At 51.6% G+C, this 22121-nt stretch carries 16 protein-coding genes; 7 read left to right on the top strand and 9 right to left on the bottom strand.

Translation table 11 applies throughout. From position 1 onward, the window contains the following. Window position 1: 1 nt before the first annotated feature. From C7W93_RS02465 to C7W93_RS02450, 4 genes are all read left to right on the top strand, one after another. Window positions 2-1084 (top strand): ABC transporter permease, encoded by a 1083-nt coding sequence (locus C7W93_RS02465; protein ID WP_108438588.1) that lies wholly within the window; start codon window positions 2-4, stop codon window positions 1082-1084. Then, window positions 1084-2130 (top strand): Gfo/Idh/MocA family protein, encoded by a 1047-nt coding sequence (locus tag C7W93_RS02460; RefSeq protein WP_201747150.1) that lies wholly within the window; start codon window positions 1084-1086, stop codon window positions 2128-2130. The genes C7W93_RS02465 and C7W93_RS02460 overlap by 1 nt, the downstream gene beginning before the upstream one ends. 14 nt (window positions 2131-2144) lie before the next feature. Further along, window positions 2145-4163: a hypothetical protein gene (locus C7W93_RS02455; protein ID WP_201747149.1), complete on the top strand. Its 2019-nt coding sequence runs from the start codon at window positions 2145-2147 to the stop codon at window positions 4161-4163. Window positions 4164-4306: 143 nt separating this feature from the next. Then, window positions 4307-4738, top strand: coding sequence for a universal stress protein (locus C7W93_RS02450; protein WP_108438587.1), 432 nt, complete (start codon window positions 4307-4309; stop codon window positions 4736-4738). 98 nt (window positions 4739-4836) lie between these two features. On the opposite strand, the gene C7W93_RS02445 is transcribed toward C7W93_RS02450, so the two are convergent. From C7W93_RS02445 to C7W93_RS02435, 3 genes are all read right to left on the bottom strand, one after another. After that, complete coding sequence (locus tag C7W93_RS02445) at window positions 4837-5835, bottom strand: LLM class flavin-dependent oxidoreductase (RefSeq protein ID WP_108438586.1); 999 nt, start codon at window positions 5833-5835, stop codon at window positions 4837-4839. Between the two features lie 240 nt (window positions 5836-6075). Then, window positions 6076-6315 carry a DUF1488 family protein gene (locus C7W93_RS02440; RefSeq protein ID WP_108438585.1) on the bottom strand — a complete coding sequence of 80 codons (240 nt, stop codon included), beginning with the start codon at window positions 6313-6315 and terminating at the stop codon, window positions 6076-6078. Window positions 6316-6415: 100 nt separating this feature from the next. Beyond that, window positions 6416-6646 (bottom strand): hypothetical protein, encoded by a 231-nt coding sequence (locus tag C7W93_RS02435; RefSeq protein WP_108438584.1) that lies wholly within the window; start codon window positions 6644-6646, stop codon window positions 6416-6418. A 426-nt stretch (window positions 6647-7072) separates the two neighbouring features. Here C7W93_RS02435 and C7W93_RS02430 point away from each other — a divergent pair, with 426 nt between their 5' ends. From C7W93_RS02430 to C7W93_RS02420, 3 genes are all read left to right on the top strand, one after another. After that, window positions 7073-7882 carry a MipA/OmpV family protein gene (locus C7W93_RS02430; RefSeq protein WP_225869730.1) on the top strand — a complete coding sequence of 270 codons (810 nt, stop codon included), beginning with the start codon at window positions 7073-7075 and terminating at the stop codon, window positions 7880-7882. A 114-nt stretch (window positions 7883-7996) separates the two neighbouring features. Beyond that, a complete protein-coding gene (gene gndA / locus C7W93_RS02425; RefSeq protein WP_108440440.1) occupies window positions 7997-9418 on the top strand; it encodes an NADP-dependent phosphogluconate dehydrogenase in 1422 nt (473 codons plus the stop codon). 113 nt (window positions 9419-9531) lie between these two features. Then, window positions 9532-14430 (top strand): NAD-glutamate dehydrogenase, encoded by a 4899-nt coding sequence (locus C7W93_RS02420; protein ID WP_108438583.1) that lies wholly within the window; start codon window positions 9532-9534, stop codon window positions 14428-14430. Window positions 14431-14529: 99 nt separating this feature from the next. Here C7W93_RS02420 and C7W93_RS02415 read toward each other — a convergent pair whose 3' ends face one another. The 6 genes from C7W93_RS02415 to gcvT form a co-directional block, all read right to left on the bottom strand. Next, window positions 14530-15450 carry a hypothetical protein gene (locus tag C7W93_RS02415; protein WP_146177503.1) on the bottom strand — a complete coding sequence of 307 codons (921 nt, stop codon included), beginning with the start codon at window positions 15448-15450 and terminating at the stop codon, window positions 14530-14532. Between the two features lie 786 nt (window positions 15451-16236). Further along, the gene (locus C7W93_RS02410) at window positions 16237-17259 is read right to left on the bottom strand and encodes a class I fructose-bisphosphate aldolase (RefSeq protein ID WP_108438581.1); all 1023 of its coding nucleotides are present in this window, start codon (window positions 17257-17259) and stop codon (window positions 16237-16239) included. Window positions 17260-17409: 150 nt separating this feature from the next. After that, on the bottom strand, window positions 17410-18198 hold the full coding sequence (locus C7W93_RS02405; RefSeq protein WP_370446438.1) for a slipin family protein: 789 nt from the start codon (window positions 18196-18198) through the stop codon (window positions 17410-17412). Between the two features lie 5 nt (window positions 18199-18203). Further along, the gene (locus tag C7W93_RS02400) at window positions 18204-19670 is read right to left on the bottom strand and encodes a nodulation protein NfeD (RefSeq protein WP_108438580.1); all 1467 of its coding nucleotides are present in this window, start codon (window positions 19668-19670) and stop codon (window positions 18204-18206) included. A gap of 197 nt (window positions 19671-19867) precedes the next feature. Beyond that, window positions 19868-20869, bottom strand: coding sequence for a lipoyl synthase (lipA, locus tag C7W93_RS02395; protein WP_108438579.1), 1002 nt, complete (start codon window positions 20867-20869; stop codon window positions 19868-19870). A 67-nt stretch (window positions 20870-20936) separates the two neighbouring features. Then, window positions 20937-22061 carry a glycine cleavage system aminomethyltransferase GcvT gene (gcvT, locus tag C7W93_RS02390; protein ID WP_108438578.1) on the bottom strand — a complete coding sequence of 375 codons (1125 nt, stop codon included), beginning with the start codon at window positions 22059-22061 and terminating at the stop codon, window positions 20937-20939. Between the last annotated feature and the right edge of the window lie 60 nt (window positions 22062-22121).

The following is a 22121-nucleotide window of genomic DNA, read 5'->3' as shown; positions in this document are numbered from 1 at the left end:
AATGACTTCCACTACGACGAATACGCGCTTTAAAGCTAGCGCACCAAAACCGCAAAATATGCGCGATGCACCCATCTTGCTGCTGCTTAAACTACGCACATTGATCGCGCTGTTTGCGGTAATTATTTTCTTTTCGCTGGCGATTCCCAATTTTCTGAACGTTGCCAATATGCTGATCATGTCTAAGCATGTGGCGTTGAATGCGTTGCTGGCAATCGGCATGACTTATGTGATTATTTCCGGCGGCATTGATTTGTCGGTCGGTTCGATTGTCGGCTTAACCGGCATGGTGGCGGGTGCGCTGATCCTGCACGGCATCGATCTGGGCGCATATACGCTGTATTTAAATGTACCGGAAATCATCGTCGTCACGCTGCTGATCGGGATCGCCATCGGCGCGCTGAACGGGTTCTTGATCACCCGACTGAATGTTGCACCGTTTATTGCCACGTTGGGGACGTTGTATATTGCACGCGGAGCAGCGTTGCTATCCTCGGATGGCGCCACCTTCCCTAACCTGATCGGCAGCGAAGCCAATGGCACCACCGGCTTTCTCTTACTTGGCACGGGCAGTTTTCTCGGCATTCCCCTATTAATCTGGCTGTTGATTATTGTCGGTTGCGGTGCAGCTTATTTGGGCGCAAAAACACCGTTGGGACGGCATATTTACGCAGTCGGCGGGAATGAACGGGCCGCGACGTTATCGGGTGTCAAAGTTAATCGCGTCAAGATGTTTGTGTACATGTTTTCTGGATTTTGTGCAGCTATGGTGGGGCTGATCATTTCTTCGCAACTAGTCGCCTCCCATCCGTTGACGGGCGAATCGTTCGAGCTTAATGCGATTGCGGCAGCGGTCTTGGGCGGCACTTCAATGTCTGGTGGCCGCGGCAAAATTACCGGCACGATCATCGGCGCGTTTGTCATTGGCATTTTGTCGGATGGGATGGTAATGATGGGCGTTAGCGCGTTTTGGCAAACCGTCATCAAAGGCGTTGTCATTATTACTGCCGTCGTCATTGACCAGATCCAGCAGCGCATGCAGCAACGTTTTGCCTTGCGTCAACAAGCCTTGAGCGGCAGCTAATGATGACCGCTAGCGTGTATCCAATGTTAAAAGGCGCTGTTATCGGCTGCGGATTTTTTGCTCAAAATCATTTACATGCCTGGCGTGATATTGCAGGCGTTGAGATCGTGGCACTGTGCGATGGCAATGCCGAGCGATTACAAGCCAGCGGCAAACTATTCGGTATCAGCAAACTGTATAGCGACGCATCCACGATGCTGGCGCAGGAAGCGTTGGATTTCGTCGATATCGCCACCACGGTGGGCAGCCATCGGACTTTGGTTGAGATGGCCGCTAACGCCGGGGTCGCCGTGATTTGCCAAAAGCCTTTTGCGCAATCGCTGGCAGACGCCCACGCCATGACCGCCTGCTGCGCAGCGGCTGACGTGCCATTAATGGTGCATGAAAACTTTCGCTGGCAAACACCTATTCTGGCATTGCGAGAGGCGCTGGAACAAGGACTGATCGGCCAGCCGTTCTGGGGTCGCGTATCGTTTCGCTCGGCCTACGACGTGTATAGCGGTCAGCCGTATCTGGCGACCGATGCGCGCTTTATTATTCAGGATCTGGGTATTCATATTCTGGATATCGCACGCTGTCTGTTTGGCAATGTCGCGCAGTTGAGTGCAACCACCCGTCGCGTTAATCCGAATATTGTCGGCGAAGATGTGGCAACGATCTTGTCGACCCATCGCAATGGGATTACCAGCGTCGTCGATTGCAGTTACGCGACCATGCTAGCGGACGATCCTTTTCCACAAACGCTGGTCGAGATAGATGGCACTGAAGGCAGTTTGCGCCTGTTGTCTGGTTATCAATTGCAGATTCACAATAAAAGCGGTAGCCGCATCATCGACTGTCAGCCGCCATTATTGCCATGGGCAGAACGTCCTTGGCATAATATTCAGGGAAGCGTCTTTAATATCCAGCAGCATTGGGTGGAGTGCCTGCAAGAGAAGCGCGAACCGGCGACTTCCGGTCGTGATAATCTGCATACTCTGGCTTTGGTAGAAGCCGCCTATCAATCGGCAAATAACCAGCAAATGACCGTCACCATTGCGCCCTGACTACGTTGACCATCATGACAACTGCATCCATTGATCCTGCATTAAGTCTGCTTTATTACGGCACTACGGCGTCACCCAGTCAAGCGCAGCAATTAAGCGCTGGCTTGCTGACGGTTGATTTTATCGATGGCGGACTGCGGAATATTTGTTACGCCGGGCATGAAGTGCTGCGCGCCATCGCCTATGTGGTGCGTGACAAGGATTGGGGGACGTACGCGCCCATCATCAGCAATCTGCAACTTTCTCAGAACGCAGAACAGTTCAGCCTAAGCTATGACGCTACTTGCCGCGATCCAGACGGCCAGAAATTGCAGTACACGATACGCATCGTTGGTCATCAATCCGGCACGTTGCAGTTTGAAGCCAATGCCACCGCGATCACCGATTTTTTAACCTGCCGTAACGGTTTTTGCGTGCTGCATCCAATTGCGGGGTTAGCGGGCGCGCCTGTGACCATCACCCACACCGACGACAGCATCGAGACTTCCGTGTTTCCCGCCTTGATTGCGCCATGGCAACCGTTCAAGGATATTCAGGCGATCACGCATCAGGTTGCCGCCGGGTTGCAGGCGACCTGTCAGTTTGAGGGCGATGTATTTGAAATGGAAGACCAGCGCAATTGGTCCGATGCTTCGTATAAAACCTATGTCCGACCGTTGGCGCGGCCTTGGCCCTATGTAATTCCAGAGGGCGAGACTGGTGCGCAATCGGTCTGGTTGCAGATTGAAAGTAATGTCGGTCAGCCTTGTACGCCGCTGCCAGCAGCGCAAAAAACTGTCGTCACGCTCCGTAAAACATCGACAGTATTACCAAAAATCGGCATCGCGGTCACGCCGGAAGAATGCGCATCCAGCCTGCAAAATATCGAATTTCTTCACGCGATCAGTCCGCACATTATTTTGTGCCATTTTGATCCGTTAGTAGGTCACGGTACGCAAGCTTTGGCCGGTTTCGCCGCCCTCGCCGAGCACTACCGCGCCGACTATATTTTGGAATGCGTGCTACCAGGTGTCAGCGATCCCGGAATCGAATTGGCGGCGATTGCCGCGCAAATTGCCGCATCCGGATTCAAACCCGATGGCATCGCCATTTGTCCTTCGATTGATCGCCAATCAGTGCCGCCTGGCAGCGTGTGGCCGCCCTGCCCGACATTTCAGCAAATTTATCGGGCAGCTCGCCTGACTTTTCCGGATAGGCGGCTCGGCGGTGGCATGTTTAGCTATTTTACAGAGCTCAATCGAAAACGACCGCCATGTGCAGAGTTGGACTGGGTAACCCACAATACCAATCCCATCGTCCACGCTGCCGACGATGTGAGCGTAATGCAAACGCTGGAAACCCTGCCCCATATCACACGTTCTTGCCGCGCCATGATCGGTGCAGATAAGCCTTATTGGGTCGGGCCGGTGACCATCGGCATGCGCCAAAATCCGTACGGCAGCCGCACGATGCCGAACCCGGACGGGCAACGCATTCCAATGGCCAGCAGTGATCCGCGTCAGCAAGGCCTGTTTGGGGCCGCGTGGCTACTTGGCTATGCAGCGCAGGTCGCCGATGCCGGGCTGGAAGTGCTGACGCTGGGTGCATTGATGGGACCGCTTGGATTGTTGGGGCACAATCACGATCAAGAGCCTGCCAGCGATCATGATCATAGTTCAGACAATACATTGCGACGTTATCCTGCCTTTCATATCGTCGCCGGACTAGCCAAATTAGCAGAAGCCACGCTAATCGCTTGCGATACCACGCAACCGGACAAAATACTCGCCATCGCCGGGGTTGATCGTTTGGGGCAGACTACGTTGTGGATTGCCAATTTGACCGCCAGCCGGCAAACATACCGCATCAACGGCGCTATCCCGGCGCGGCGGCCTGTAGTCCGAATTCTTGATGAGAAAAATCCTTCGGAAATGGTAGTGGTTGCAACCGCTGCTGAAGCGATCTCAAACGCGGAAAACGTCGTTTTTCAGGGAGAGTTAAATCCGTATGCCTGCGTTAACTACAGTTGGTCGCCCACTTTGGCAAAGCATTAAACACCTGCTGATGAGGACTGCCAGAAACGTTCAAAAGGTACAAAAACGGTATATCCGCTCAATCATAAAAAGCGCACAATAGATCACATTCAAGGGCTAAACTGGCCTGACGAAACCTCACCGCCTGACGGGAGGTATGGTTTATGTACAAAAATATCTTGGTCGCCTATAACGGCACGCCCGAAAGCCGTTCGGCTTTGCACGAATGCATTCTTATCCATCCGCCGTCAACGACCGCCATTCATTTACTGGCAGTCATTCAGCTTTCCGCTAACGGTATGGCTGGCGGCTATGCGCCTGAGATTGCTTTTGCTGTCAGAACGCAAACGATGGGCGAGGAACTGGCCGCAGGTCGCACGCTGATGGCCGCTGCAGGACTCCATGTGAAGACGCATTTGGAAATGGGCGAACCGGTCGATGTTATCGGTGCACTGGCCGATGCATTGGGTACGGATCTGGTCATTGTCGGACATTCTCGGCGACAGAAATTTTCTGCCCGCTGGTGGCGAGGGTCGATGGATGCGTTGTTAGTGGAGAGGGTCAAATGTAGCGTGTTGGTGGCCGTCCATAGATGACTTGGCTGGAATGCATAGACGATTAATACATTAAGGAGCATCGAATCAATCAGCTGATTCGATGCTCCTTTGTTTTACCTTGAAAAATAGCGAGAAACTTATCGTGGACGCTCCATGCCACGCGCTATCTCGGCAATGATCTCGTAAGATCGCAACCGTGAGGGATGATCGAAAACATCCGACACCACCATTAATTCATCCGCCCCGGTGATCGATATCAGTCTTTCCATCCCCGCCCGCACGGTTTCCATAGAGCCGACAATCGAGTAAGCCAACATGTGTGAGGCCTGGGCTTTTTCCGACTGGGACCAGTAGGTGTCGATATCGTCAATCGGGGGCTTGCTGAGACCGCGTGCACCCCGGAACATGTCAGTGAACGACATTTGCTGGGTCGTCGCCAGACGGCGCGCTTCGGCGTCGGTCTCAGCCGCAATAATGTTGACGCCTACCATGGCATGTGGCACGGCCTGTTGCGCGGAAGGCTTGAATTGTGCGCGGTAAAACTGCAATGCGGCTTCGAGCGAATCCGGTGCGAAATGCGAGGCGAACGCATAAGGCAATCCCAATTCTGCGGCGAGTCTTGCGCCAAATGTGCTTGACCCTAAAATCCAGAGCGGAACCTCGGTTCCTGCGCCCGGTACAGCGACGATACTCTGGCCAGCGGTTGCAGGGCTTAGAAAAGCCTGAAGTTCGAGGACATCTTGCGGGAAGGATTCTGCGCTGGCGGGATCGCGACGCAATGCACGGGTGGTGATTTGGTCAGTGCCAGGTGCCCGGCCCAAGCCCAGATCGATGCGTCCGGGAAATAATGAAGCAAGTGTGCCGAATTGCTCTGCAATCACTAATGGAGCGTGGTTTGGCAGCATGATGCCGCCAGCGCCGACACGGATTGTGCTGGTGCCAGCGGCGACGTGCGCAATCGCCACAGCCGTTGCGGCACTAGCGATGCCTATCATATTGTGATGCTCAGCCATCCAGAATCGGCTGTAGCCCAGTTGCTCTGCATGGCGCGCAAGATCGCGGGCGTTGTCAAGGGCGGTACGGGCGTTGCTGCCCTGGGTAATGCGAACCAAATCGAGGATCGAGATGGGGATCATTTGTGTGTCCTTGTCTAACTGCATGTGGTGGACGTAGAGTATATCCTTCCTCTTCGATTTCATCTGGCGATGGGCAAATCGTGGGAGTTGTGGTTTGGGTTTGGTTTTTTTATTCGCGGTTTTGGTTTAATAATTCGGTTGGTTCTCCGTTGATGCAAACCGGGGCGGCCCAGCTCGCATCAACGGAGAACCAACCGTTTCAATTACAACAAACCGAAGCCAAATTAGCCAAACCGCTATCTAAAACGACGAAGCCGTCAACACAACCTCATCCACCCCCAACTCCAACTCTTTAATCGCCGCAGCACGAATCAATGGCTTATTTTCCAAAAACGCACTAACCAACTGATCACGCGTAAGTTTAGAAGTTTGAATTTTCGTCAGATGTCGAAGCGCATCAGAGAGAACCGTACAAGTAACCTTCCCCCCATCAAAAGGGACATCAAACGTAATCTCCGTATTCAATTCGTTGACTTGCATATAGCCTCCGCATCTATCTCATAAGCCCCTACTATGCGATAGGCGCTCAAACATGATTCCTACGCTTCAAGACAGCAACAAAGCGTTCCCCCCTGCCGCATTAATTAAATGGTGATAATTTAGTCTGTATATCCGATCGTGCGTTATCAAGCGCCGCATGATTCGCCGTCCCATGCGTTGGTAGACCTTCGGCAATATTCGCCCTAGTCCACGGAATCTCGGTTTTACCATCCTTACTGACAGAATATTCCGCCGCCCACACATCGCCGCTAGGCACAGCCCGCGTCTGTATCTCATAACCTTCATAAATCGTCGTCGTGATGGCGGTCATATCAGTCTCTTTTCAAAAAGTGACCTGCATTAATTGCAGGTCAATATCCGGCAATCCAAACGTATTAAGCAACGATTTCATATTTGCTTTCAAAGAATACACGCAATACGCAAGGCCGCTATAACAAGCCCATCTTATTGATTTTCCGTAAAGAAACGCACACACTCAGTAATAAATAGACGCATAACATATCGCCGCTATACAGCGGCAAACCTACCGGAAAAATATACCTGCGATAGAGAGAATCAAACCTAGGTTAAACTATCTCCCAATTCAAAAATCTCATTAAGCGCGAGCAATTTTGCACCGTCGAATATGCCTTCGTAAAGCGATTATTCGATACCCTCATCTGCCGCTATTAAGTCAGAACCCCTTAAGATGACTATTCATCAACAAGTCGCAATTAGCATCTATCCCTGGAAAAGCATGAAAGAAACATCTCCAAACAAAGCAATTCTGAATGCAATTCTTAGTGGTCTAACCGGCATGGCGATTGCTTCTACGGCGTTCGCGCAAGAGTCAAATCCAAATCCGCCAGAAAATGCGGAGCTGCCCCAACGTCTGGTGGGCGATCTGGGCCTGGGCGTCTATCAGTCGCCCAGTGAAATCCGGGGCAAACATAGCTCCACCATGAAGTTGCCTTATGGCTACATCGACTACGGCAGATTTTTTGCCCGGATTGACACCCTCGGTATTAAAACGGTCAAAATGGGCTACGGCTATCTGGAACTGGCTGGCAAAGTTAATTTTGATGGCTTTAAGACCGAAAACACACCGATTCTTCATGGCTTGCATAACCGAAAGGACGCTATTCCTCTGGGTGTAGGGACTTATCAAGAAACCCCGGTAGGTGCTTTTTTCCTGAACGCCTTCTACGACGTCAACAAATCCCACGGCACATTGCTGGAAGCAATCTATGCGGGCGAAATAAAAGCCGGCTCCGTCAACTTTTATCCGCAAATCGGCGCCGAATACCATAGCGCAAATTACGTCAATTATTACTACGGCGTGACGCCCGCCGAATCTGCGGCAAATGGCAACTTCAAGGCCTATCAGGGAAAGGGCACCACCAATCCGCTAGTCGCACTGCAAGTTGAAATCCCGCTCAGTCCAACCTGGGTGGTTAACTTGTACGGACGCTATAAATGGTTTGGGGACAGCGTAAAGAATAGCCCTATCGTCGACAAAAAAGCGACGCAGCTTTACTTTGTTTCATTGGCCTATCGTTTCAAATAAACGTTGCCTGAAGCAATTTTTAACCAACAAAACATGTTTTGATGCTGACTAAAAAACGGCACTCGCCGACTGCATCAACCGATCGCTTTTCCGGGAGAACGTATGACTAAGCAAGTGACGAAACAATTAATCGGCGTAGTAGGACTGGCCGTAATGGGCCGCAATCTCGCTCTGAATATCGAAAGCCGGGGCCACGCAGTATCTGTTTATAACCGCAGCCGCGAAAAAACCGACGAATTGATCGCTGAATTTCCAGATCGCGCATTGGTCGCGACGTATTCGCTGGAAGATTTCATAGACTCGCTGGAAAAACCGCGCCGAATACTATTAATGGTAAAGGCCGGTACTGCAACGGACCAAACCATCGACGCCATCAAACCTCTGCTGGATCAAGGCGATATTTTGATCGATGGTGGAAACACGCATTTCACCGATACCATTCGACGCAATGATGATTTAGCAAAATCCGGCATTCATTTCATCGGCACCGGCGTTTCTGGCGGCGAAGAAGGCGCGCTAAAAGGTCCGGCAATCATGCCCGGCGGCCAGCGCGAAGCGTACGATCTGGTCGCGCCGATTCTGACTGAAATCGCGGCCAAAGCCCCTGACGGCGTACCGTGCGTCGATTACATCGGGCCAGATGGCGCAGGACATTTCGTCAAAATGGTGCATAACGGCATTGAATACGGCGATATGCAACTGATCGCTGAAAGTTACGCAGTACTAAAACATGTCGGCGGCTTATCAAATTCAGATCTGAGTAAGGTCTATGCCGACTGGAACGCAGGCGAGTTGGATAGTTATCTGATCGATATCACAGCGCAGATTTTTGCCAAAAAAGATCCTGACACCGGCGCAGACCTGATTGATGTCATCCTCGACCGCGCTGCGCAAAAAGGCACGGGCAAATGGACCAGCCAGATCGCGCTGGATTTAGGCATTCCTTTACCGCTGATTACCGAGGCGGTTTTCGCCCGTGTATTGTCCTCGATGAAAGATGAGCGGATTGCTGCCAGCAAGAAGCTATCCGGCCCGGCCGAGACATCATTAAATGCAGCATTCGGTGGCGATCGTCAAGCCCTGATAGATGCTGTACAACGCGCGTTGTATCTGAGCAAAATTATTTCGTATGCGCAAGGCTTTGCACAAATGCGAGCCGCATCGGACAACTATAAATGGGCGCTTGATTACGGCAATATCGCTAAGATTTTCCGAGCTGGCTGCATCATCCGCGCCAGCTTTCTACAAAAAATTATGGAAGCCTACGCAACCGATAAGCAACTGGCAAATTTGCTGCTGGATGATTACTTTGCCGACATCGCCGCCAAGTATCAATCAGCATTGCGACAAGTTGTCGTCGCCGCGATCAATGCCGGTGTTCCCGTCCCCGCGTTTTCCTCTGCCATCGCGTATTTTGATGCGTACCGTACCGCGCAACTGCCAGCCAATCTGATTCAAGCCCAGCGCGATTTTTTTGGTGCGCATACCTTTGAACGCACCGATAAAGAAGGCAGTTTTCACGCAGACTGGCCTTGATCAGACCGATATCAGTTCATTAGAATGGGGGCAGTATTACTGCCCCACGTTATTCCGCTCCACACTTTTGCGTACCATATTGCATAGCCGGGTTAACCATTTGAAAGAGAACCATGTCTGTCATTTATAAAGCAGCCGAACAAAAGAAACAGCAACAACTAGCGGAAATGGTGAAGTTTGCCGGTGACCGCTTGCCACCTGCAGTTTTTGCGACCATGCAGACATTTCTGATCGATTACTATTCTCAGGTTGGTGAGGAACAAATACTCAGCCGCAGCATTTCAGACCTGTATGGCGCTGCTGTTTCTCACTGGCAGTTTGCCCGGCACTTCAAAAGCGGTGCGCCGCGCATCCGCATCTACAATCCGCAAATCGATGAGCATGGCTGGGAATCGGCCCATAGCGTTATCGAGATCGTCAATGACGACATGCCGTTTCTGGTGGATTCCGTTACCACTGAAATCAATCGTCTGGGCCTGACCCTGCACGCGGCGATTCATCCGGTTTTCCGAGTCTGGCGCGACGCCTCCGGTCAGATTGAAATGGTTCAGCGTCCCAGCGATGTCAACGCCAAAGTCGGAGCAGAAAATAACGACAGCGGACGGCTGGAATCGTACATTCACTTCGAAATCGACCGTTGTACCGAGACCGACCGTTTAGTCGAAATCATGACGGGCGTCACCAAGGTATTAGGCGATGTTCGGGCCGCAGTGGAAGACTGGCGCAGCATGATGACCACCGCCAGTGCGGCAGTAGAAGATCTGCGACAACAGCCATGTGACGATGAAGTGTTGCAAGCAGAAGTCGATGAAGCGCGCGCTTTTCTGGAATGGATGATCGACGATCATTTCACGTTTCTCGGCTCTCGCGACTATGAATTAGTCGTCAACGAAGGTGAAAACTATCTGCAAGCGCTGGTCGGATCGGGCCTGGGTATTTTGCGTGAGTCATTGCGCGATCCATTACGTACTTCCGATAGTGCCGACATGACGAAACTGCCGAGCGGTGCGCAGGCAATTATCGATGCGCGTTCGCCCGTTTTTATTACCAAAGCCGATTCTCGCGCTACCGTACATCGTCCCGGTTATCTTGATTATGTGGGCGTTAAACGGTATGACGCCGCAGGAAAAGTAATTGGCGAACGGCGCTTTATCGGCCTCTATACCTCCACTGCATATATGGTCCCGACCAGCGATATTCCGTTGGTACGGCGCAAGGTCGCCAAAGTGCAGGAACGCGCCAGTTTTGTACCAAAAGGCCATTTGGCGAAGACCCTCGCCACCATCCTCGAACAATACCCACGCGATGAGTTATTTCAGGTCGATGAAAATGACCTGTACGACACCGCCATCGGCATTTTGCGCCTTGAAGAACGCCAGCGGACCCGATTATTTGTGCGTCAGGATGCATTCGGTCGCTATGTTTCCTGTCTGGTCTATGTCCCGCGTGACAAATTCAATACCGAGTTGCGTACGCGCATCCAGCTACTGCTGCTAGAGGCGTTTAACGGCCTCAGCGTTGAATTCACGCCCTTGTTGTCAGAATCGGTACTGGCCCGTATCCAGTTCACAGTCCGCACCGAGCCGGGTACTGTCGCCAACATTGCCAATATCGACATTGGCGAATTGGAAGCAAAGATCGTCAAGGCCACGCGCCGCTGGCAGGATGATCTTGCCGACGCATTGCTGGAAAGTCGCGGTGAAGAGCACGGCAATCGATTGCTGCGGCGTTACGCAGCATCCTTTCCAGCTGGTTTTCGGGAGGATTACGCAGCCCGCGCAACGGTGCGCGACATTGAATTAATGGAGGCCGCCCAGCAACGCGCAGGCTTAGCGATGAATTTGTATCGTCCGATCGAAGCGGCTGCCTCCTCCTTGCGTCTGAAAATTTATCACGCTGGTAAGCCTATTGCGTTATCCCAAAGCTTGCCGATGCTGGAACATATGGGGGTCAAGGTCAATGAAGAACGGCCTTATCGAATCGAAGTCCAGGATGCCGCGCCAGTCTGGATACACGATTTTGGCATGCAAACCGCCGATGACAGCGAAATCGAAATCGACCGTATCAAAGACATATTTGAAGATGCTTTTGCCCGTGTCTGGGATGGCCAAGCCGACAATGACGATCTGAATCGACTAGTATTGACCGCCCAGCTCAACTGGCGCGAAGTCACCATCTTGCGCGCCTACGCCAGATATCTGCGTCAGGTCGGGTCCACCTTCAGCAATACCTATATCGAACACGCTGTGACCGGCAATCCTGCGATAGCCCGCAATCTGGTCGAATTATTCCTGGCACGTTTCGATCCTTCGGCTGGATTAAGTCCCCAAAATCAGGACCGCGTGAATGCGTTGTTGCAGCAAACAGAAGAGGCCATGGATCAGGTTCCCAACCTCGACGAAGACCGTATTTTGCGGCAGTTCCTGGGCGTGATTCAAGCTACGTTGCGCACGAACTACTTTCAGCGCGATGCTAACGGCCAACCGAAATCCTATTTATCGTTCAAGTTCGACCCTGCCAAGGTACCCGGCTTACCTGCACCCAAACCGATGTTCGAGATTTGGGTCTATTCGCCACGCTTTGAAGGCGTCCATCTGCGCGGTGGCAAAGTTGCACGTGGCGGCCTGCGCTGGTCTGACCGACGCGAAGATTTTCGTACTGAAGTATTGGGTCTGGTCAAAGCACAAATGGTCAAGAATGCCGTCATTGTGCCGGTGGGTTCAAAAGGCGGCTTTGTGCTGAAGAGCGCCCCGCCCGCCTCTGAGCGTGAAGCCTATTTAAAAGAAGGTATTGCCTGTTATCAGGATTTCTTACGCGGCTTACTTGACCTTACCGATAATCTTGTCGCTGGCAAAGTGGTCCCGCCTGCCAATGTCGTGCGTTATGACCCCGATGACCCGTATCTGGTGGTGGCCGCCGACAAAGGCACGGCGACTTTTTCCGATTTCGCCAATGCCATTTCCGCCGAATATGGCTTCTGGCTGACCGATGCGTTCGCCTCTGGCGGATCGGTCGGCTATGACCATAAGAAAATGGGCATCACCGCGCGCGGGGCATGGGAAGCGGTCAAGCGGCATTTCCGCGAAATTGGCATCAACACGCAAGAGCAAGATTTTACCGTTGCCGGTATCGGTGATATGTCCGGCGATGTTTTCGGCAACGGCATGCTGCTATCGCGCCATATTAAACTTGTGGCAGCTTTCGATCATCGGCATATTTTCCTTGATCCTAATCCCGATCCGGCTGCCAGTTTTGCCGAGCGTGATCGCTTGTTCGTATTGCCACGCTCTAGCTGGGCGGATTACGAGGCCAAATTGATCTCTGAAGGCGGGGGTATTTATCCACGCACGCTCAAGACGATTCCCCTATCGCCGCAAATCCGCGCCGTGCTCGGCATCACAGCCGAAGAATTATCCCCTGCCGAGTTAATCCACGCGATCCTGATCGCCCCAATCGACCTGTTGTACAACGGCGGCATAGGCACCTATGTCAAAGCTAGCCATGAAACGCACGCGCAAGTCGGTGACCGCACCAACGATGCCATTCGCGTCAACGGTGCCGAATTGCAATGCAAAGTCGTCGCAGAAGGCGGCAATCTGGGGCTGACGCAATTTGGGCGGATCGAGTTTGCGCAAAAAGGTGGCCGTATCTGTACTGACGCCATCGATAATTCCGCCGGAGTCGACTGCTCAGATCATGAAGTAAATATCAAGATATTGCTCGGACTGGTCGTCACTGAAGGTGAAATGACCGAGAAGCAACGTAACAAACTGCTGGCAGAGATGACGGATGAAGTTGGCAAGCAAGTGTTGACCGACAACTACTATCAAACCCAATCGCTATCTGTAGCAGGTCGCGGCGCTACTTCATTGTTAGAACCGGAAGCAAGATTGATTCGTTATCTGGAGCGCGCCGGACGACTTGACCGGGCAGTCGAATTTTTGCCTTCGGATGAAACCATTGCTGAACGCAAAACCGCCAAACAAGGCCTGACTACACCGGAACGCGCTGTACTGATGGCGTATAACAAAATGTGGTTGTACGAGGCAGCGCTGGCGTCCGATTTGCTGGATGACCAGTTCGTCAGTCATGCGCTGAGGCAGTATTTCCCGCAAGCGCTACGCGAACGTTATCCCGACGTCATGACAAGGCATCCGTTGGCGCGTGAAATCATTGCCACGTATGTGGTGAATACGCTCACAAATCGGGTCGGCACAACCTTTGTGCATCGTCTTAGCGACGAAAGTGGTGCAAGTCCGACCGACGTCATCCGCGCTTGCCTGATCGCCCGCGATGTCTTCGGCTTTGAGGAAATCTGGAATGACATCGATGCGCTAGATAATCAGGTGCCCGATGCATTGCAAGCACAAATGTTTATCGAAGTCGGCCGCCTGATCGAGCAAGCTAGCTTCTGGTTCCTGCATCGGCATGCAAAGGGAGAAACGATCGAAGACACGGTAGCCCGCTTCCGCCCTGCCGCCGATCAACTTGGACCGATACTGCTGACGTTGCTGGATACCAGTGACGCTGATGCTCTCAAAGCGAAACAAACTGCGCTCACTCAGGCAGGGGTATCGGAAACCTTGGCCCGCCGTGTCGCCAGTGCGGAATTAATCGGCGCGGTATTGGATATCGCAGAGGTCGCGACGATCACGGGTCGCAGCCTGGAATTGGTGGCACAAGTTTATTTCGCATTAGACCTCAACCTGAATTTTGGTTGGATGCGCGAACGTGCGGCCACTTTGCCAGTAGACAGCCATTGGCAAACGCTGGCGCGCACAGCCTTGCAAAGTGACTTAACGATGCTGCAACGCTCTCTTACCGCGAACGTGATCAAACTATCGCCGGATATCAATCAGTCACCGGAGATGATCGTCGCCTGGCAAACCGCGAATCGCCCGCAGTTGGAGCGCTATCGTCGTCTGTTAATCGATTTTCAGCTAGGCGGCAACGTGGATTTGGCGATGCTGTCAGTGGCGGCACGCGAGATGCGGGCAATAGAAACTACCTAAGCTGTTTACGTTGATCTAGACATATAAACGAAAAACCACTGCCTTTGCGGGCAGTGGTTTTTTGACTATATAGAAACCAAGATAGAAATTGGGGCAGATTTAAAGATCAGTTGCTTCCACCGCTTTTGGAGCGCTCGGAGGGTGACGACGCGCCACCGTGGCGTAAATTGGCTCGGTACTTTCAATAGTAGGAGAAGAAGGAAGGAATTTTTCCGCAATTACATTAACTGGCGTCGTTGCCGTGGGCAACTTAACTTCTAATCCCGCATAAAATTTTGAAGTTGCGCTTACCGGACTTTTTGGAGAGCCAGGGGGCGATGTTTTACTTGAACTGAATAGCTTTGTAACCTTACCAAAAATCTTAGATTGATTGCTTTTTAACGATTTTCCGTTCAGAAAATTTTCTGCTGGGATAACACCTTCCGAAGGAATTTGAGGGGGGGATCGAGTCCATTCTTTAGTTAGAATAGCTTGCGCGTCGACAAATACTGACTCGAGCGCTGCTCTCAAGCTCGAAAGCTCCGATAAAGGCGTTTCTTTAACCTTTACAGCAGCAGTTGCCTCATTAATTACCGCTTTGACGCCAGTATCCAGCTTATCAAACATAGCTGAACTGTTAAGTGCTGTTAAGAAATAATTTATTTCTGTTTTAATAATCTTTAAAGATTTAGCTTCTTCTCTTTCTAATTTCACGATAATTATTTTTTCATCAACCAGGCATTTTAAACTAGCTGCATATGATTCCAGAGCTAATAATTCATCTGCACCATTTAAAATAACGGCCTCGTATATCGTCGCACAAGTTGATAACTGTTCTGCAGCCCGGTCTTTAGCCTCTTCTGTATAAAGTTCGAGAAGAACATTGGAAAGTTTATCTACATCGTTTTTGGCGTGCTTCAATTTCAGTGCGTCATAATTGGAAGAACTCGTTTTCCGCTCCGCCGGAATGAGATTATCCTCAATTGCCGATTTATCTGACGCCTTAGTGACAGCCCCGCCCTCTACCAAAGTACGTACCAAACTGAAATCCAAGGGCTTACGGGAAGAACCATCAGGAACTGGGGATGCGCAACTTTTAACTTCGGAGGAACTGCTCGTCGAACACATTTGTTTCAAGCGGGACGTCTTATTCAGAAGCGGGTTATCCGTAACAAATTTCGTTATTGTGGTAGGGCGAGCGGCGGAGGTGACACTAAGCATGATGTACTTTCAAAACAGTTGCGCAATACCTAATCTATTCATAGAAAGGCTAAGCAGAAAAGAACCAGCGTCAGAGTACATTTTAAATACGCTTTTAATATTCCAAAATTAGCTCATTTTCCGGTCAAATAAATTACCGATTGTTCTACATATTCATGCGATTCTGAGATTTCAATAAGCCGTCATCTGGACCTATCGAAGCGCGGTATTAAATGTGTTTAATTAATTAATTACAAATTTACTCATATTCCGTTGATGCGATGTATTTTGTTCCTAGTAATGGCCTAGCGAAAAAGTGGCACCACGATATAAGACCTGTTGTCTGGCTTCTATGTTTGTCGCGCTTTCGCCTTAGACCTGCATAGTAAAAGACCGAAGCGCGTGAATAGGACGAACCTATTCTCGTACTTCTGAGCGTAGGTTATTGTGGTGCGGGTGCGGGAAACGCTTGCCGATCCTTCTTATTAATTAGAAAAGTAATAAGCTCCCCCATTTTTTTCAAATATGCATCCGGCGTAAACATATAAATATATATATCAAAATCAACAATAGATTGAATAACTGCAGGCTAAAAGACATATTCGAATTCGCGTGAGTAAATTATTGTTATTCCTCCTCCATCGCCGCCGCGTAGTTTCCCTGCACCGCCGCACTATTCAAACGCGCACGCAAATATAGCGCTTGTTGCGCGGCCTCTTTATTCCCGACTGCACCTCCCCAAACTTTTATCGCCGAGGCCTGCAGCGCACGCCCATACGAGAAGCTCACATTCCAAGGCTGCTTTCCAGCGGCGTTCATCGCATTCAAATTAGACGTGGCGGCAGCATCGGTTTGTCCGCCAGACAGAAAATTGATGCCCGGCACCGCTGCTGGCACCGTGCGCCGCAGACAGCTAAGGGTTGCTTGTGCGATTAGCTGCGCCGAACTTCGCTCTGAGCATGTCGCGCCGGGCACCACCATATTCGGTTTCAGCAACATGTACTCCAGCATGACGCGCTGCTGATGCAGGGCATGAAATACCGCATGCAGTACTTGCTCGGTCACCTTTTCACAGGTGGTAATGGTATGGTCGCCGTCCATCAAAACCTCTGGCTCGACAATCGGAACTATCCCCGCCTCCTGACACAGCGCGGCGTAGCGTGCAAGCGTGTAGGCATTGCTAGCGATCCCCTCTGACGTAGGAATGCCAGCGCCGATGGCGATGACCGCCCGCCATTTGGCAAAGCTCGCGCCTAATTGTTTGTATTCGCTCAGACGTTGTGCAAGACCATCCAGCCCCTGGGTAATTTTCTCGCCGGGGAAGCCGGGCAGCGCCACCGTGCCTGTGTCGACTTTGATGCCGGTTAATATTCCCTGTGCCGTCAACACTGCGGAAAGTGGTACCCCGGCGGTATTTTTTTGCCTGAGCGTTTCTTCGTAAAGAATCACGCCGCTGATGAAGTCGCCCAATCCCGGCGTGGAGAACAATAACTCCCGATAATCGCGTCGACTTTCCTTTGTGGATGCCACATTCACGGCAGTGAAACGCTTCTCAATGGTGCCAGTGCTTTCGTCGGCCGCAAGAATACCTTTGCCGGGTGCTATTAGTACGGCAACGGTTTGCGCCAGGTCTTGTTCGGATAGCGACATACTTCCTCCATGGATGACAAAACAATTAGGAATAAGCAAGAATAAACAGTCAGACAACGAAAAATCTCAAACCCATTTCGCAGGAAAACTGAATGTAAATTTTAATGCTAATGATCAAATTGATGAATTTTGGTAGCGTTGCTTACTGCACTATAACAAGTGACTTTGCTCTGGCAAGGTATCCCCTTTTGCATTTGCCAGTATTGTGAAAATGTCCATCGGCACCGGGAAAATAATCGTCGAACTCTTATCTCCCGCGATGTTGGTCAGCGTTTGCAGATAACGCAATTGCATCGCTTGTGGCTGCTGGGCCAGCATTTGCGCTGCTTGCAGAAGCTTTTCCGAGGCTTGCAATTCACCTTCGGCATGAATGATCTTGGCGCGGCGTTCACGTTCGGCCTCCGCCTGGCGGGCGATGGCGCGAATCATTGTTTCGTTAATATCGACATGTTTAATTTCAACGGTAGACACTTTGATTCCCCAAGCATCGGTTTGCGAATCCAGCACTTTCTGAATGTCCAGATTAAGCCTTTCGCGTTCGGATAACAACTCATCCAGTTCATGTTTACCAAGCACCGAGCGCAAAGTCGTCTGCGCCAACTGGCTGGTAGCATCAAAAAATCTGACCACTTGAATCACGGACTTCTCCGGATCAACAATCCGAAAATACACGACCGCATTCACCTTGACCGAGACATTGTCGCGGGTGATCACATCCTGCGGCGGCACATCGAATACGACGGTACGCAAATCGACTCTAACCATTTGCTGAATCCCGGGAATCAGCAACACCAACCCCGGCCCCTTCACTTTCCAGAACCGGCCCAACATGAAGATGACCCCGCGTTCATATTCGCGCATGACGCGGATGGCGGAAAGCGCTATCACCGCGATGACCAGAACTACAATCCCACTGAAACCGACGCCAAGGGTCATCATCATGATTACTCTCCTGTTTGCGCTGCGTTTTTTGGGCCCACTGGCATCACTTTTAGTATCAGCCCGGTCCGTGCCGTTACCCGCACTTGCTGTCCTTGCTGCAACGAAACCGGGCTTTGCACGCGCCATTGTTCGCTATGCACGCGCGCCCAGCCTTCGTTGCTAATGCCATCCGCCTGCCTATTGATAATCGTATCGCTGAGCATTAGCCCGGCGCTGCCCAACAATTCCTCCGCCCCACTGACAACAGGACGCCGCCGCGATTTGAGTACCGCACCGGAAACGAAAAATATGAAAAGCGCAGTCACCACCGCCAGTGCGACAATTAACGATAGCGGGATACCGTAGCCCGGCAAATCGGTATCAATCAGCATCATCGCGCCTATGCTGAACGCAATAATCCCCCCTATGCCAATGACACCAAAAGTGGGTAAATATATTTCCGCCGCCAAGAATCCGATACCGAGAAGAATCAGGCCCAGACCGGCGTAATTGACCGGCAGCATTTGTAAGGCAAACAAACCGATTAATAAACAGATCGCGCCAGCCACGCCCGGTAAAACAAAACCGGGATTGGAAAATTCAAAAATCAACCCATACACGCCGATCATCAGCAGGATTAGCGCAGTGCTAGGATCAGTGATGATCGCCAGAAACCGGGTTCTGTTATCCAACTCCAGCGTTGTCACAGGCGCGCCTGCCGTGTGCAAAACGTGCGTTCCATCTGAGGTTGAGATAGATCGGCCATCAAGCTTACGCAGCAATTCCGGCACATCCAGCGCGGTGAGGTCGATCACTTTCTGATGTAGCGCTTCTTCAGATGAAAGACTGACCGCCTCGCGTACTGCACGCTCTGCCCATGGAGCATTGCGGCCACGCATTTGCGCCAGGCCACGGATATAGGCTGCCGCATCATGCATGCGTTTTCTGCTCAGGGTACTTTCATTGTCGGCGGGCAATTCGGGTGCAGAAGCATTTTTATCGGCTTTGTTTGCGTCTGCTTTTGTATCCTTGTTTGGATTTTGCGGCGGCTCCCTTTGACCGGGCATTCCTATCTGTACCGGACTGGCAGCGCCCAGATTGGTGCCCGGGGCCATCGCAGCAATATGGCTTGCATAGAGAATAAACGTCCCGGCACTGGCAGCACGCGCACCGCCGGGCGCAACAAATGTCGCCACCGGTATCGGCGAGGCCAATATCGTCTGAATAATCTGGCGCATTGAGATATCGAGACCGCCCGGCGTATCCATGCGCAGCACAATTAATTGCGCGCCCTTTTGTTGCGCACGCACAATATTACGGCTGATAAAAGTCGCAGTAGCGGGACCTATCGCGCCTTCCAGCGGCAGTACGATAACTGGCCGGATAACTGTCCCGATAACGGGCGCAATCGGCGCAACCGGTACGGTGCTTGCCCATTGCAGGGTCAGCCCCAAACTTAAGCCCAGCATGATTTTCAGCAACTTCAGCATATGTGCCCGAAGTGTTAAATAACATCAATTTAGCGAGGATGATCATTTAATTATTGCAGAAATTTCAATAAAAAAAAGCGCTGTTTATTGTCTGGTCGCAAAGATCACGACCGAACAATAAACAGCGCTTTACCAAACAACTTTTGCCACCAAAACAGCAACCTATAGCGGATTGCTTAAGCAACACATTGTCAACATCACCGTAATGCCGGGGTCGTCACAAAAGTGCCATCAGACTGCGAATCTGCATGATAAGACGAACGGACCATCGGGCCTGAGGCCACGCGTGAAAAGCCCATCTTCACTGCTGCCAGCCGCAAAGTTTCAAACTCCTCTGGAGTGACATAGCGCGCTACCGGAAGATGATGCGGGCTAGGCTGCAAATACTGGCCTAGCGTCAACATATCCACCTGATGCGCGCGTAAATCCTGCATGACCACTTCAATTTCTTCCAGGGTCTCGCCCAAGCCCAGCATCAGTCCAGATTTTGTAGCGACGTGCGGATGGTGCTGCTTAAAACGCTGAAGCAATTCCAGAGAATTGCGATAGTCAGCGCCGGGACGTGCCTCACGATAAAGGCGAGGGATCGTTTCCAGATTGTGGTTGAACACATCTGGCGTTGCTTGCCCAAGGATTGCAAGCGCGACATCGATACGCCCCCGAAAATCGGGCGTCAGAATTTCAATTTTTATTCCCGGACTGAGCGCACGTGTTTGCTCGATGCAGTTAACAAAATGGGCTGCACCGCCATCACGCAGATCGTCCCGATCCACCGAGGTAATCACGACATATCGCAAACTCATCGCTTTAATCGTTTGCGCCAGATTTTTTGGTTCTTCCGGATCGAGCGCCAGCGGACGACCATGACCCACATCGCAAAATGGACAACGTCTGGTGCAGATGTCGCCCATGATCATGAAAGTCGCGGTGCCGCTTTTGAAGCACTCGCCAATATTTGGGCAATTCGCCTCTTCGCAGACCGTATGCAAATGGTTGTCGCGCAGAATTTCTTTCATGCGTAAAACTTCACGCGTACCAGTAAATTGGGCGCGAATCCACGCTGGCTTACGCAGGTATTGCGCCGGTTCGGTGGGGATAATCTTAATCGGAATGCGCGCCATCTTTTCTGCGCCACGCAATTTATCTCCGGCTTCTATCGCACGCCGTGCCGAGATTGGTGCAGGGATTAGTTCTGACATTGCTTCTCCACTATTGATTGATAGGAAACCTTCCTGGCAAAGTTTTCCTGGATTAACTTTGTCATCCTTAACCGCGGTAGTAGCGTTGCGGCGTAAACGGCGTTTTAGTCACAACTACCGGAATCGACTTACCACGCACAATCGCTTGCAGCAGCGTGCCGGGTTGGGCATGAGCGATATCGACATAGCCCATTGCGACCGGACCGCCGACGGTTGGTCCAAAACCACCGCTGGTCACCTTACCGACCACCGCACCATTGGCATCGACCACCTCAGCGCCTTCGCGCACCGGAATTCGCTCTTGCGGCAGTAAGCCCACTCGCTTACGCGCAACGCCTTCTGCAAGTTGCTGCAAGATAATGGCAGCGCCCGGGTAACCGCCTGCACGCGCCTGATCAGCCCGCCGGACTTTAGATAACGCCCATGCCAGACTAGCTTCGACCGGCGTAGTCGCATCGTCCATATCGTGCCCATACAGGCATAATCCTGCTTCCAGACGTAAAGAGTCGCGTGCTGCCAGACCGATAGGGGCGACTTCCGGTTGATCCAGTAACAAACGCGCCAGCTTTTCTGCATGCGCGTTTGGTACAGATATTTCAAAGCCATCTTCACCGGTGTAACCCGAACGGCTCACAAAACAAGGGAAGCCAGCCAGCGTCACAGTGGCCGTTTGCATGAATAACATTTGCGCAACTTGCGGCGCAAAGCGTGCCAACACCTTTGCGGCTTGCGGTCCTTGCAACGCCAGCAAGGCGTACTCACTTAATTCTTCCACAGTGCAGCGGTCTGACAAATGCTGACGCAAATGCGCTATATCTTGTTCTTTGCAAGCGGCATTGACGACTAAAAATAAATGGTCGCCGGCATTCGCGACCATTAAATCGTCCAATATTCCGCCAGTTTCATTGGTAAATAGCGCGTAACGCTGCGTATTTACGGGAAGATCGATGATATCCACAGGTACCAACGTTTCCAGCGCTGCTGCCGCGTGTTGACCCGTCAAGCGCACCTGCCCCATGTGCGAAACATCGAATAAACCGGCTTGCGTGCGCGTATGGCTGTGTTCTTTCAATACGCCAGTCGGGTACTGCACCGGCATTTGATAGCCAGCAAACGGCACCATCTTTGCGCCCAACTCAACATGCAGATCGTACAACGGCGTGCGCGCGAGGGATTGAGAGTTGGTCTCCATATATTTCCTTTTTTAAAGCTAAATAAATTTAAATGAGTACGTTTCTACGCACCGGAAAGC

The sequence above is a fragment of the Glaciimonas sp. PCH181 genome, assembly GCF_003056055.1.
GTDB lineage: Bacteria > Pseudomonadota > Gammaproteobacteria > Burkholderiales > Burkholderiaceae_D > Glaciimonas.
The sequence above is the reverse complement of the archived record's forward strand: the minus strand, read 5'-3'. Positions and strand labels throughout refer to the sequence as shown.